The organism is Streptomyces sp. NPDC097129 (assembly GCF_055668065.1).
Window position 1 is genome coordinate 294,968 of the sequence record NZ_JBVOQE010000010.1, and the last position, 12,447, is coordinate 307,414.

Annotated in this window: 12 protein-coding genes; 6 read left to right on the plus strand and 6 right to left on the minus strand. The window is 73.8% G+C overall.

Annotated features, from left to right (window positions below):
* The first annotated feature begins 13 nt into the window (after positions 1-13).
* Positions 14-784: a DUF72 domain-containing protein gene (locus tag AC0B9F_RS27810; RefSeq protein ID WP_472007181.1), complete on the plus strand. Its 771-nt coding sequence runs from the start codon at positions 14-16 to the stop codon at positions 782-784.
* A gap of 49 nt (positions 785-833) precedes the next feature.
* Here AC0B9F_RS27810 and AC0B9F_RS27815 read toward each other — a convergent pair whose 3' ends face one another.
* Complete coding sequence (locus AC0B9F_RS27815) at positions 834-1,211, minus strand: GntR family transcriptional regulator (RefSeq protein WP_472007182.1); 378 nt, start codon at positions 1,209-1,211, stop codon at positions 834-836.
* 71 nt (positions 1,212-1,282) lie between these two features.
* Between AC0B9F_RS27815 and AC0B9F_RS27820 the strand changes: the two genes are divergently transcribed.
* Both AC0B9F_RS27820 and AC0B9F_RS27825 read left to right on the plus strand, forming a co-directional pair.
* Entirely contained in the window at positions 1,283-2,212 is a 930-nt protein-coding gene (locus AC0B9F_RS27820; RefSeq protein ID WP_472007184.1) for a GNAT family N-acetyltransferase, read from the plus strand.
* Positions 2,193-2,693, plus strand: coding sequence for a ribonuclease FAU-1 family protein (locus AC0B9F_RS27825; RefSeq protein WP_472007186.1), 501 nt, complete (start codon positions 2,193-2,195; stop codon positions 2,691-2,693). The genes AC0B9F_RS27820 and AC0B9F_RS27825 overlap by 20 nt, the downstream gene beginning before the upstream one ends.
* A gap of 20 nt (positions 2,694-2,713) precedes the next feature.
* Here the strand turns inward: AC0B9F_RS27825 and AC0B9F_RS27830 are convergent, their stop codons facing one another.
* Positions 2,714-3,328, minus strand: a complete 615-nt coding sequence (locus AC0B9F_RS27830; protein ID WP_472007188.1) for a class I SAM-dependent methyltransferase — start codon at positions 3,326-3,328, stop codon at positions 2,714-2,716.
* A gap of 140 nt (positions 3,329-3,468) precedes the next feature.
* Between AC0B9F_RS27830 and AC0B9F_RS27835 the strand changes: the two genes are divergently transcribed.
* Positions 3,469-3,603 carry a hypothetical protein gene (locus AC0B9F_RS27835; protein ID WP_472007190.1) on the plus strand — a complete coding sequence of 45 codons (135 nt, stop codon included), beginning with the start codon at positions 3,469-3,471 and terminating at the stop codon, positions 3,601-3,603.
* Between the two features lie 25 nt (positions 3,604-3,628).
* Here the strand turns inward: AC0B9F_RS27835 and AC0B9F_RS27840 are convergent, their stop codons facing one another.
* Positions 3,629-4,078: a GNAT family N-acetyltransferase gene (locus AC0B9F_RS27840; protein ID WP_472007191.1), complete on the minus strand. Its 450-nt coding sequence runs from the start codon at positions 4,076-4,078 to the stop codon at positions 3,629-3,631.
* A gap of 168 nt (positions 4,079-4,246) precedes the next feature.
* On the opposite strand from AC0B9F_RS27840, the gene AC0B9F_RS27845 reads away from it, so the two are divergent.
* Complete coding sequence (locus AC0B9F_RS27845) at positions 4,247-5,254, plus strand: lytic polysaccharide monooxygenase auxiliary activity family 9 protein (protein WP_472007193.1); 1,008 nt, start codon at positions 4,247-4,249, stop codon at positions 5,252-5,254.
* Positions 5,255-5,360: 106 nt separating this feature from the next.
* Here AC0B9F_RS27845 and AC0B9F_RS27850 read toward each other — a convergent pair whose 3' ends face one another.
* The 3 genes from AC0B9F_RS27850 to AC0B9F_RS27860 form a co-directional block, all read right to left on the minus strand.
* Positions 5,361-6,218, minus strand: coding sequence for an esterase/lipase family protein (locus AC0B9F_RS27850; protein WP_472007194.1), 858 nt, complete (start codon positions 6,216-6,218; stop codon positions 5,361-5,363).
* A 401-nt stretch (positions 6,219-6,619) separates the two neighbouring features.
* Entirely contained in the window at positions 6,620-7,588 is a 969-nt protein-coding gene (locus AC0B9F_RS27855; RefSeq protein ID WP_472007196.1) for a DNA polymerase Y family protein, read from the minus strand.
* On the minus strand, positions 7,585-11,085 hold the full coding sequence (locus AC0B9F_RS27860) for a DNA polymerase III subunit alpha (RefSeq protein ID WP_472007295.1): 3,501 nt from the start codon (positions 11,083-11,085) through the stop codon (positions 7,585-7,587). The genes AC0B9F_RS27855 and AC0B9F_RS27860 overlap by 4 nt, the downstream gene beginning before the upstream one ends.
* A gap of 122 nt (positions 11,086-11,207) precedes the next feature.
* Between AC0B9F_RS27860 and AC0B9F_RS27865 the strand changes: the two genes are divergently transcribed.
* Complete coding sequence (locus AC0B9F_RS27865) at positions 11,208-12,278, plus strand: DUF3533 domain-containing protein (protein WP_472007197.1); 1,071 nt, start codon at positions 11,208-11,210, stop codon at positions 12,276-12,278.
* Positions 12,279-12,447 lie beyond the last annotated feature (169 nt).

Sequence of the window (12,447 nt, forward strand, 5' to 3'; positions counted from 1 at the left end):
CTTTGATGGGGGTATGACCCTCTTCGTCGGTACGTCGGGCTGGCAGTACCGGGACTGGCGGGGTGTGCTGTACCCGTCCGGGCTTCCGCAGCGGCTGTGGCTGGAGGAGTACACGGGCGCCTTCGCCACGGTCGAGGTGAACAACGCCTTCTACCGGCTGCCGGCGCGGGAGACCTTCGAGACGTGGGCCGCGCGGGTGCCGGCGGACTTCGTGGTCGCGGTCAAGGCGAGCCGGTACCTCACCCACATCAAGCGGCTGAAGGAGCCCGAGGAGCCGGTCGACCGCCTGATGAGCCGTGCGGCGGGGCTCGGCGACCGGCTGGGCCCGGTACTGCTCCAGCTCCCGCCCACCCTGCGCTGCGACCCGGCACTGCTGGACGCCTGCCTGGCCTGCTTCCCGCCGGGCACCCGGATCGCGGTGGAGCCGCGGCACGAGTCGTGGTGGACGCCCGAGGTGCGCGCGGTCCTGGAGTCGCGGGGCGCGGCCCTGTGCTGGGCGGACGTCCTGGCCCGCCCGGTCACCCCGCTGTGGCGCACCACCGGCTGGGGGTACGTCCGCTTCCACCAGGGCCGCGCGGCGGCCTGGCCGCACTACGGCCGCCGCTCGCTGGAGACCTGGGTGGACCGCATCGCGACGACCTGGACGGACGACCACGACGTGTACGCGTACTTCAACAACGACCCGAACGCGGCGGCGGTGGGAGACGCGGAGGTGTTCGCGCGGGCGGCCCGCAAGGCGGGCCTGACGGTGACACGCACACCGGATCTGGTCCGCAAGCGGTGACATCGACCGAGCGCAGTCCGGCGGTGCCGCACCGGCCGTGACCCGCCTCTTATGACCCGCCGCTCCCGTAAGCCGCCCGCAGGGCCTCGCCCACGGCCGCCAGTGCCCCGTCCTGGGTGAGGCCGAGCCGGCGGGCCCGGTCGGCGTAAGCCTGCGCGGCGGCGGCGAGTTCGCGTTCAGCGGCCGAGCCGGCGGCGGCCACGTACGTGCCGTGCCGGCCGCGCGTCTCGATCACTCCGTCGGCCTCGAGCGCCCGGTAGGCCTTGGCCACCGTGTTCACGGCCAGCCCCAGCGACTCGGCGAGGCCGCGGACGGTCGGCAGCCGGTACCCCACCGGCAGCACGCCCGAGCGCGCCTGTTCGGAGATCTGCGCCCGGACCTGTTCGTACGGCGGCGCGCTGTCATCGATGCGGATCTTCAGGCTCACGGGCCGATTGTCCCGTACCCGCCGGAAAATGAGAGGCACCCGCCCCGTCCGGCCCCGTAGCGTGCGCCCCCATGACAGTGATCGTCCGTGACCTGTGCCCCGATGTCCCGGCGGACCTCGAAGGGTTCGCCCGGGTCCGCCACGCCGCCCTGCCCTACATCCTGTTCACCGCCGAGGCGGTGCGGCACAACCTGTCCCACACCCCGGCGGCCGCCCGCTTCCGGGCGCTGGTCGCCGAGGAGGACGGGGAGGTGATCGGCACCGCCCAGGTGGGCCTGGCCCACGAGAGCGCGGAGCCGGGCCAGGGGTTCGTGAACGTCTATGTGCACCCGGACCGCGTCCGGCACGGCGCGGGCGCTCTGCTGGTACGCGCGGCGGAGGAGTACCTGGCGGGCCTGGGGGCGGTCAGGCTGTTCGCCTGGGTGCTGGAGGCGCCGGCCAACCGTGCCTTCGCCGAGCGGCACGGCTACCGCAGCAGCCGTTCCGCGCACTTCCTGCGCCGGAACCTCGTGGATCCCGCACTGCCTCCGGTGCCACCGGTGCCGGCGGGCGTGGAACTGCGCACGGCCGCCGACTTCGCCGACGATCCGCGCCCGTTGTTCGAGCTGGACGCGGAGACCACGGCGGACGAACCGAGCGACATCGACTCCTCCGTGGCGGAGTACGATGCCTGGCTCGAGCAGCACTGGACCCATCCGCTGCTGGACCGGGACCTGACCGTGGTCGCGGTCGCCGAGGGCCGCCCCGCGGCGTTCAGCGTGGCGTACACGGACGGCCGGGGCAGTTACTCCACGGCGATGACCGGCACCGCCCGCGCCTTCCGGGGCCGCGGCCTGGCCACTCTGGCGAAGACCGCGTCCCTGCACCGCGCCCGGGCCGCCGGCTGCACCGAGGCCTTCACCGGCAACGACACCGGCAACGAACCGATGCTCGCGATCAACAAGCGGCTCGGCTACGACATCTGCGCGACGGAGGTCAGGTATGTCCGCGAACTCGGCTGACCCCACCGCCCTGGTGGACGTCGTCCTCGTCAAGGCGGGCCGCACGAAGATCCGTTACCCGGCCGAGCTGCTCGCCGACGACGGCACCCGGATCGCCGTGCGGGCGCCGTGGGCGGGTGACGCCGTCCGCGACTTCGGCTTCGTGCGCTTCGAGGCGGGGGACGTGTTCACGGAGTACTACTGGCGGGACCGCTGGTACTCGGTGAAGGAGGTCCGGGACGCGGCGGGCGCCGTGAAGGGCTGGTACTGCGACATCACCCGCCCCGCCACGCTGACCGGCGGGAAACTCGTCGTGGAGGACCTCGACCTGGACCTGTGGCGGTCCGCCGACGGCCACGACGTACGCCGGCTCGACGAGGACGAGTTCGCGGCGAGCGGCCTGGCGGAGTCGGACCCCGGGGCGGCGGCCGCCGCGGTGGCCGCCCTCGACACTCTGGAGACCCTGGCCCGCACCGGCCGCTTCACGGACCTGCTCGCGTAGACAGGTCCGGCCACGCCGGGTCAGACCAGGGCCACCACCGCGTACCGCTCGTCGTCCACGGCACGCCCCCACAGCAGCGGCTCCTCCGAAAGCCGCTCCAGGCGCACCTCGGCGGCGAGCGGGGCGAGCAGGGAGAGGAGCCGGTCCGCCGGTATGCCGACCGGGCTGAGCGTGCCCCACAGGCCCTCGATCAGCACCAGCCGGCCCTGCGGGCGCAGCAACCCCCGCCAGTGGGCCAGCACGCGCCCGGGCTCGGGCAGCGTCCACAGCACGTGCCGGACCAGTACCACGTCGTAACGCCGCTCCCCCACCGGGGGTGCCGCCGCGTCACCGAGCAGGAACTCGGCGTCACGGCCGGCGAGCTTGGCGCGGGCCCGCTCCAGCATGGCGGGCGCGCTGTCGACGCCGGTCACGCGATGTCCCTGTTCGGCGGCGAGGAGTGACAGGCTGCCGGTGCCGCAGCCGAGGTCCACGACGTCGGACGGCCGCGGCGGCAGCCAGGCGCGCAGCCGGTCCGCCCAGGCCGCGCGGACCTCGGGGGCGCGCAGCCCGTGATCTGGTTCGTCGTCGAATTCGGCTGCCTGCGCATTCCAGTGGGCAGATGGGGGAATCACCAGATCACTTGTGTTTTCCATGACTCCCACCATGACACCCGCCACTGACATCCCGGATCGTGACGGCCGCCACTGACAGGGGCGCGCCGATGAGGAACTCTCACCGAAAGGGTCTACCTCCGTGAGAACGCGGAACCCGGTGGATCCTGAAGGAGGCAGCCATGCGCCGTGTGACCGTGCAGAAGCCCCTGAAGAAGACGGACACCCGCCGGGTCCGTGAGGAGACCGACGAGCGGCCCGCCGGCCGCCCCGAGGTGCGAAAGGACATCGCGCGCACCTGGTGGCCCGACGGGTGAGAGGGCCGCGCCCGGCGCCCGCCCCTCAGCCGAGCCGCTTGCGGTAGTGGATGCGGTCGTAGGGCCCGTCGACCCGCCGCTGAACGACCTCGTAGCCGTACTTCGGATAGATCTTCTGGTTCTCCCACATCAGCGCGTTGGTGTAGAGCCTGACCTCGGGCAGGCCGAGCGCACGCGCGTGTGCGTCGACGAAGTGCAGCAGCCGTCGCCCCACGCCTCTTCCGTGCGCGTCGGGGTGGACGGCGATGCTGTCCAGGAACAGATGCCCGGCGCGTGGCTCGACCACGACCAGCCCGGCCACCGGATCACCCGTCACGAACACCTTTCCCGAGGCCACCTCGGCCGCGTGGTCGGCCTCCATGGGCTGCGGCACCACGCCGATACGCTCGATGTAGTGGTGGTAGGCGGCGTCGGTGACGGCCTTCACCGCGGGCACGTCGGCGGCGACGGCGGGCCGGATCTCGTGGTCGGTCATCGAACAACGGTAGCTACCTGATCCCCGACTGAGCACGCCCTTAACGCGACCATAAGGATCTCCTCCAGCCGCTCTCAGCAGGCGATTTCCCGCTGCGCCGGGGCTAGCTTCGGATCACCCCCCACGGGTCTTCGGTCCAAGTCCCCGGCTCTTTCGAGGAGTTCCCCCATGCGTGCTCGCCGCACGGCCGCCACCGCCACGGCCCTCGGCCTGGCCCCGCTCGCCCTGACCGCCCTCGCGGCCGCGCCCGCCGCCGCGCACGGCACGATGGGCGACCCGGTCAGCCGGGTGTCGCAGTGTTACGCGGAGGGCCCCGAGAGCCCGGGGTCGGCCGCCTGCAAGGCGGCGGTGGCGGCCGGCGGTACCCAGGCGCTGTACGACTGGAACGGCATCCGCGTCGGCGACGCCGCCGGCCGCCACCGGCAGCTCATCCCGGACGGCCGGCTGTGCAGCGCGAACAACGAGGAGTTCAAGGGCCTGGACCTGGCCCGCGCCGACTGGCCCGCGACGGGCGTGCACAGCGGCGCGTACACCTTCAGGTACCGGGTGACGGCCCCGCACAAGGGGACGTTCACGGTGTACCTCACCAGGCCCGGTTACGATCCCGCGCAGCCCCTGGCCTGGGACGACCTGGACCTGGAGCACCCGGTGGCGAAGGCCACCGACCCGGTCGCCGCGGGCGGCTTCTACACGTTCGGGGGCACCCTGCCCGAGCGCACGGGCCGTCAGCTGCTCTACGCCGTCTGGCAGCGCTCGGACAGCCCCGAGGCGTTCTACTCCTGCTCGGACGTCACCTTCGGCGGTACGGCGTCGGGCGATACGGCATCGGGCGCCACGGCGTCCGGCAGTACGGCCTCCGGCGCGGCCCCGGCGCCCAGCGCGTCGGCGCCCACCGAGGAGCAGATCGCGGCCGGCGCCGGCAAGTCGGCCATCGAGCACCACGGGCACGGCGGCAATGACGCGCGGACGTCGGCGGAACCCGCGCCGGAGCCCAGGGCGGCGCGGGGGGCGGCGCGGCCGAACCGGCCGGAGGCGGCGGCCGCCGGCGAGCACCTCGCCGAGACCGGCGGGGACGGCAGCACCCCGTACGTCGCCGTCGGCGGCGCGGCGGCGCTGGCGCTCGGCGCGGCGGCCCTGTTCGCGTCGGTGCGCCGCAGGGCGACGGCCCGCGAGTGAGCGTGAGGGGGCCCGGCCGGCGGCTCAGGCCGGCCGGGCCTCTTCCGGCGCGCACGGGTCACCGCTTCGAGGCCGGCACCTTCCACGGCGGCCGGCTGGGGGGACGTCAGCCGACGGCGGACGCGCAGGTGGTCGCGGCGGCGTGGGCCGGATCGAGGGCGTTGGCCACCTCGTGGAAGGCGATCCGGTCGGTCAGCCCGGCGAGGACGTGCTCGGACAGGTCGAGCGGGCACAGGTCCTGCAGCAGCACGTTCTTCACGTCGGGCCCGCTGAGGTACTGGCTGCGATACGGCGTGACGACCTCGTCGTACCGGGAGGCGAGGACGGTGTAGTGGACGCCGGACACGGTGTCGCCGCCCGCGTTGAGCCTGGTCAGCAGGTCGGAGCCGACGACCTGCTGGGCGAGCGCGGGGGTGGCGGCGTTCAGCAGGCCGGCGGCGCCCGGGAAGTACGGCAGCAGCTGGGTGAGTCCGCTGAGAGTGGTGCCGTGGTTGCTGGGCGCGATGCCGACGAGCGCGTTCACCCGGGCGGCCCCGCCGAGGAACTTGAGGTAGTAGCGCGGCATCATGCCGCCCTGGGAGTGGCCGACGAGGTCGGCCTTGGCGGCGCCGGTGTCGGTGAGCACCCGGTCCACGAACTCCTTCAGCTGCTGCGCGGAGCGGTCGATCGGGCCGAGGCCGTGGAAGAGGGGGACGCCCGGCAGTTGGCCGTAGTCCAGGGAGAAGACGCAGTAGCCGCGGTGCTCCAGGTAGGGCGCGAGGCCGAGCCAGTTGTCGATGGAGTTGCCGAGGGTGCCGTGCACGAGGACGACGGGCCGCGGATGGGCGGCGGACGGCCGGCAGGAGTAGTCGTTCCAGCCGGTACTGGGTGCGGCGGCGTGGGCGGCGGTGGCCGGGACGGTGACGGCGGCGGCGGTCAGCAGCAGCGCGGCCAGTGGTCTGAGCAGGCGCTTGAAGGGCAGCATCGGGTGATCTCCTTGCGGCTCAAGGGAGTACGACGGCAGGACGCCCTGTGACCCGGATCACGAGGATGCTGTTCATTCGTCAAGTTACGAACGAGTAGCGGTCGTGTGAAGTTACGCGTCAGTAAAAACTTGCACTGTTAACCGCGGCGGCCGCGTTCTCCTGATCCGGGCGAGTCCGAGGTGCGGCTGCCGGCCCAGCGGTGGGGGTGGCTTCCCCTCGAAGGGTGCGTCCGGCCCGCCTGGTGAGGCGTTCCGTGCTCGGTGAGCACGATCAGCCGGGCCCGTCGCCCCGCCCGGAGCGAGCCGCGCGAAGGCGAACCCGTGGGCGGGCCGTACCCGCATCACACCGCCGTGGGCGAACTATGCCCTGCCCTTGTGGACCACGCCGGCGCGGCGGGACCCTAGGCCGCCAGCGATCCGGGCATCACCGCGCGCGGGCCGAACCTCGCCCGTGCGCGGTCCGCGACCTCCTCGATGCGGCGGACCCGGTCGTCCACGGGGTCGAAGGTGAGCTGACGGGAGGCCGCTTCGGCCGGTCCGAGCCCCTCCGCGCGCAGGACGATCCCCCGCACCCGGGCCCGTTGCAGCCCCAGTGCCTCGTACATCCCGTACGCCGTCCTGGTCAGGGCCGGCGAGTGCGCGGTGGACTCCGGCAGGGGGCGACTGCGGGTGGTCGCCGACCTGTCGGCGTAGCGGACGGTCAGGGTCAGGGTGCGGCACACCTTCTCCACGGCGCGCAGCCGGGCGCCGATCTCCTCGGCGGCCGACAGCAGGGCGCGGCGGTGCCGGCCGGGGTCCACCTCGTCGCGGTCGAAGGGGCGTTCCGTCGCCAGCGACCGGGAGACGGCGTTGGGCACCACACGGCCGCGGTCGACCCCGTTCGCCTTCTCGTGCACATCGCGCCCCGCCTTGGCGCCGAGCAGCCGCTGGAGCGTGGACAGGGGGGCCTCGGCGACCCGGCCGAGGGTGTCGAGGCCGTACTCGCACAGGGTGCGGGCGGTCGCCGCGCCCACGCCGGGCAGCGCGGCGACGGGCCGGCCGGCGAGAAAGTCCGCGGCCTCCCCCTCGGACACCGCGCACGTCACCCCGGGCCGGGCGTCCCGCAGCGCCATGCGGGCGAGCATCGGGCCCGGCCCGGCGCCGATCACGCAGTCGACGCCGTAGCGGGCGAGGGTACGCACCCGGATCACCGCGGCCAGTTCCACGGCGCCGCGCCCGAAGTACCGCTCGGCGCCCCGCAGATCGGCGAGCGCCCCGTCCGGCGGCAGCGCCTCGACGACCGGGGTGAACTCCTCCAGCAGCCCGAGCAGCCCGGGCAGGGCCGCCTCGTACATCGGCGGCAGCTGGAAACGTACGCAGAGAATCGTCATCCCGCACTCCCCGGACTCTGGTGCCACAACTTCCGTCCCACCGCGGGCCCTTCGCCCGCAGGGCGCAGATCCGCCCAGGGGTGCATCTCGTACCCCGTGGACATGCGGATCTTCCGGTCCTGCGCCGGGTCGCGGGCCGCGGAACCCGCGGGCGCCGGGCGTCCCTCCGACCCGGCGAGCCGGGCCCGTGCCGGGCCGTCACCGTCGGCCGGCGAGCCGTCGGCGGGGCCCGGCGCCCCGGCCAGCCGGGCCGCGACCTCCTCGAGCCCGCCCTCGGCGCGCAGCTGGACCAGCTCGGCGAGGTTCCAGGCGGCGGACCCCACCACGCTCAGGCTGCGCGGCCCGCGCCGCTGCACCACGCCCCGCACCAGCAGCAGCCAGGAGTGGAAGACGGTGTGGGCGCAGGCGTCGTGCGAGTCGTCGAAGAAGGCGAGGTCGACCAGGCCCGTGCCGTCGTCCAGCGTGGAGAAGATGACCCGTTTGCCGGACCGGATCGGCGGCGTCTGGGTGGCCGCCTTGGCGCCCGCGACCAGCACGGTCTCCCCGTGCCGCGCCTCGCGCAGCCGCCGCGCCGACACCACGCCCAGCTCTTCGAGGAACTCCCGGTGGGCGTCCATCAGATTGCGTGAGGCGTCCATCGACAGCACGCCCAGCTCGGCGCTGAGCCGCTCGGCGTCGGACAGGTCGGGCAGTCCCGCCGGGGCGGTCTTCCGCCCTCCGGAGAGCGGCAGCTGGGCGCCGCCGGCGCCCCGGGCGGCCCGGTGCAGCTCGGTCAGGTGCAGTTGCAGATCACGCCGGTTGGCGCCGAAGGCGTCCAACGCGCCGACCTGGGCGAGCCGCTGGGCGATCGGCCTGCTGGGTCGGGCCCGCTCCCAGAAGTCCACCAGCGAGGCGTACGGCTGCCCGTCGGCGATCCGCGCCGCCTCGGCCTCGCTGATGCCGTGCACATCGGACAGGGCCAGCCGCAGCCCCCACACCTCGCCCCCCTGATCGGACACCAGTTCGATCCGATGGGCGACCCCGGACGCGTTCACATCCAGCGGCAGGACCGGCACCCCGCGCCGCCGCGCGTCCGCCAGCAGCAGCCGCTTGGGGTACATCCCCGGGTCGTGCGTGAGCAGCCCGGCGTAGAAGGCGGCCGGGTGATGCGCCTTCAGCCAGGCCGACTGATAGGTGGGCACGGCGAAGGCGACGGCGTGCGCCTTGCAGAAGCCGTACGACCCGAAGGCCTCGACGATCTCCCAGGTACGCCCGATGGTCTCGGCGTCGTACCCGTTCTGCGCCGCCCGCTGCGCGAACCACACCTTGATCCGCCCCTGCGACTCCGGGTCGGACAGCCCGCGCCGCACCCGGTCGGCCTCGCCGCGCCCGCACCGGGTCATGATGTCGACGATGTCGATGATCTGCTCGTGGAAGACGACGACCCCGTACGTCTCCTTCAGCGGCCCTTCCAGATCGGGATGCGGGTAACGCACCGGCGCCCGCCCGTGCCGCGCCTCGATGAACGGCCGCACCATGTCGGCGGCGACGGGCCCGGGCCGGAACAGCGAGATGTCGACCACCAGGTCCTGGAAGGTGGCGGGCTGCAGCCGCCCCACCAGATCCCGCTGCCCCGGCGACTCGATCTGGAAGCATCCGAGCGTCTCGGTGGACCGGATGAGCCGATACGTGGCCGGGTCGCCCTCCGGCACCGCGTCGACGTCGACCCGCTCCCCGATCACCCGCGCCACCTCGGCGACCGCGTGCGCCATCGCCGACTGCATCCGCACCCCGAGCACGTCCAGCTTGAGCAGCCCGAGCTCCTCCACGTCGTCCTTGTCGAACTGCGACATCGGGAAGCCCTCACCGCTGGTGGGCATCACCGGCGTACGCGCGAGCAGGGAGGCGTCGGACAGCAGCACCCCGCACGGGTGCATGGCCACCCCGCGCGGCAGGGCGTCCAGCGCCTCGACCAGCTCCCACAGCTTCCCGTACTTCTCCCGCTCCGCCGCGAGCGAGCGCAGCTCGGGCAGCTCGTCGAGGGCCGCCCGGGCGTCCCGGGCCCGGATGTGCGGAAAGGACTTGGCGATCCGGTCGATCTCGGCGGGGTCCATGGACAGCGCGGCCCCCACGTCCCGGATCGCGTGCCGCACCCGGTACGTCTCGGGCATGGCGACCGTGGCGACCCGCTCGGTGCCGAACCGGTCGATGATCGCGCGGTACACCTCCAGCCGGCGGGCGGACTCCACGTCGATGTCGATGTCGGGCAGGACGACCCGTTCCTTGGACAGGAAGCGCTCCATCAGCAGCCGGTGCTCGACCGGATCGGCATGGGCGATCCCCAGCAGATGATTGACGAGGGACCCCGCGCCCGACCCCCGGGCGGCGACGCGGATCCCCATCCGCCGCACGTCGTCGACGACCTGAGCGACCGTCAGGAAATAGGACGCGAACCCGTGGTGGGCGATGATGTCCAGCTCATGGTGCATCCGCTCCCAGTAACCGGACCGCCCCCCATACCCCAGCCGCAGCATCCCCGCGACGGCCCGCGAGGCGAGCGCCCGCTGCGCACCGCGCCGCCCGGCGCCCACCAGATGGGCCTCGGGGAACCGCACCGTCCCGATCCCCAGATCGTCCTCGGGGTCGACCCGGCACTCGGCGGCGGTGGCCAGGGTCTGCTCCAGCAGCCGATGGGCGGTCTCCCGCCGGTAGCCGGCGGCCTCGACCACCCGCTCGGCGACCCGCAGCATGTCCCCGGCGCCCTTCAGCCAGGCCTCACCGGAATCCAGCTCCCCGGTGATGGGCATCAGCCGCCGCGCGGCGTCCAGCACATCGGCGACCGGCCCCGTCCCCGGATCGGCGTACCGCACGGCGTTGCTGAGCACGGGCCGTACCCCCTGCTCCGCGGCGAACCCGACCGTGCGGGCGGCGAGCCGCAGCGACCCCGGGCCGGTGCCCTCCCGGCCGTGCCAGACGGCCTCGAGGCGCAGCGCGTCGCCGTAGACCTCACGCCACGGATCCAGCAGCCGCGCGGCCCGGTCCGGCCGCCCCGCGGCGAGCGCCCGCCCCACGTCGGACCCGGGCCCGAGCAGCACGACGAGCCCGTCCCCGCGGTTGTCGTCCCAGCTCAGCAGCGGCGTGTCACCGTCCCCGCCATGCGCCGCCGTGACGATCCGGCACAGGTCGGCCCACCCGCGAGCCCCGTCCCGCGCCAGAAAGGTGACCCGCGGAGCCGACTCGTCCACGAACGCCCCGCCCCGCACAGGGGTACGGCGCCTGCCTCCACCGGGGCCGCCCTCGCGCGGGCGCACGGCGAGATCGACGCCGAACAGGGGACGGACCCCCGCCCCGGCGCAGGCCTTGGTGAAGCGCACCGCCCCGGCGACGGTGTCACGGTCGGTGAGCGCGAGGGCGTCCATGCCCCGCTCGGAGGCGCGCTCGGCCAGGCGCTCCGGGTGCGAGGCCCCGTACCGCAGGGAGAACCCGGAGACGGTGTGCAGATGCGCAAAGCCCGGCACACACACCTCCTCGAACATCAGTTCCAACACGACCACCATACCCCCATCCCCGAACACTTGTACGACATCCGTTCGGCCGTGTCCCACCTGCGCAAACGCCGTCCCGCCGAAACGGTGGACCCATGACGCAGACCACCGACGCCGACACACCCCGTAGCCCCTCCGGAGCCTCCTTCCTCACCGAGGTGAAGGACGCCGTCACCCCCCGGGCCACCCTGTTGGTGATCGCCGTGATCGCCCTCCAGCTCCTCTTCATCGCCTCCTATGTGGGAGCCCTGCACAACCCCCGGCCCAGGGACGTCCCCTTCGGCGTGGTGGCACCCCCCGCAGTGGCCGGCCAGGCGGTGACCCGTCTCGGCAACCTCCCCGGCTCCCCCCTGGACCCCCGGGCGCTGCCCGACGCGGCGACCGCCCGCCGCCAGATCGAGAACCGGGACATCGACGGCGCCCTGGTGGTCGACCCGTCCGGCAGCACCGACACCCTCCTGGTCGCCTCCGGCGGCGGCAGGGTCCTCGCCACGGTGCTGGAAAACCTGACGACCGCCCTGGAGGCGTCGCAGCAGCGCGCGATCCGCACGGTCGACGTGGCCCCGGCATCCCGCACGGACTTCAACGGTCTGACGTCCTTCTACCTGGTCGTCGGCTGGTGCGTGGGCGGCTACCTGTGCGCCTCGATCCTGGCCATCAGCACCGGCGCCCGCCCCGCGAACCCGCGCCGCGCGGTGATCCGCCTGGCCGCCATGGCCCTGGTGGCCGTCACCGGCGGCCTCGGCGGCCTCGGCGGCGCGATCATCGTCGGCCCGATCCTGGACGCCCTCCCCGGCAGCGTGCCGGCCCTGTGGGGCCTCGGCGCGCTGATCACCTTCGCGGTGGGCGCGGCGACGCTGGCCCTCCAGGGCCTCTTCGGCATCGTGGGCATCGGCCTGGCCATCCTGCTGGTGGTGATCGCCGGCAACCCGAGCGCGGGCGGCGCCTTCCCGCTGCCGCTCCTGCCCCCGTTCTGGCAGGCGATCGGCCCCGCCCTCCCACCGGGCGCCGGCACCTGGGCAGCGCGCTCGATCGCGTACTTCAAGAGCAACGCCATGACCACGGCCCTCCTGACCCTGGGCGCCTGGGCCCTGGCAGGCATCGTGATCACCCTCGTCGCCGCGCGAGCACGCCATGCCCGACCGACGAAGGCCCCCAGCACCTGACCGACCGAACGCGCCGCGGATCGAGCACCCGCCACGACGGCGCCGCACCCGCGTACGGCGGGAAGGGGACGGGGTGGGGGGTGTCCGCCCGCAGCGTCCGGCACCGACCAACAGCGAGCGCGTCGGAAACAGCCGGCCGGACCGAGGACGGACACCCCCCACCCCGGCC

Excerpts from the sequence above, each read along its gene's own strand:
- AC0B9F_RS27835 (WP_472007190.1), top strand. The coding sequence starts at position 3,469 with ATGCGCCGTGTGACCGTGCAGAAGCCCCTGAAGAAGACGGACACCCGC.
- AC0B9F_RS27850 (WP_472007194.1), bottom strand. The coding sequence starts at position 6,218 with ATGCTGCCCTTCAAGCGCCTGCTCAGACCACTGGCCGCGCTGCTGCTG.
- AC0B9F_RS27830 (WP_472007188.1), bottom strand. The coding sequence starts at position 3,328 with ATGGAAAACACAAGTGATCTGGTGATTCCCCCATCTGCCCACTGGAAT.
- AC0B9F_RS27855 (WP_472007196.1), bottom strand. The coding sequence starts at position 7,588 with ATGACGATTCTCTGCGTACGTTTCCAGCTGCCGCCGATGTACGAGGCG.
- AC0B9F_RS27810 (WP_472007181.1), top strand. The coding sequence starts at position 14 with ATGACCCTCTTCGTCGGTACGTCGGGCTGGCAGTACCGGGACTGGCGG.
- AC0B9F_RS27820 (WP_472007184.1), top strand. The coding sequence starts at position 1,283 with ATGACAGTGATCGTCCGTGACCTGTGCCCCGATGTCCCGGCGGACCTC.
- AC0B9F_RS27865 (WP_472007197.1), top strand. The coding sequence starts at position 11,208 with ATGACGCAGACCACCGACGCCGACACACCCCGTAGCCCCTCCGGAGCC.
- AC0B9F_RS27845 (WP_472007193.1), top strand. The coding sequence starts at position 4,247 with ATGCGTGCTCGCCGCACGGCCGCCACCGCCACGGCCCTCGGCCTGGCC.
- AC0B9F_RS27825 (WP_472007186.1), top strand. The coding sequence starts at position 2,193 with ATGTCCGCGAACTCGGCTGACCCCACCGCCCTGGTGGACGTCGTCCTC.
- AC0B9F_RS27840 (WP_472007191.1), bottom strand. The coding sequence starts at position 4,078 with ATGACCGACCACGAGATCCGGCCCGCCGTCGCCGCCGACGTGCCCGCG.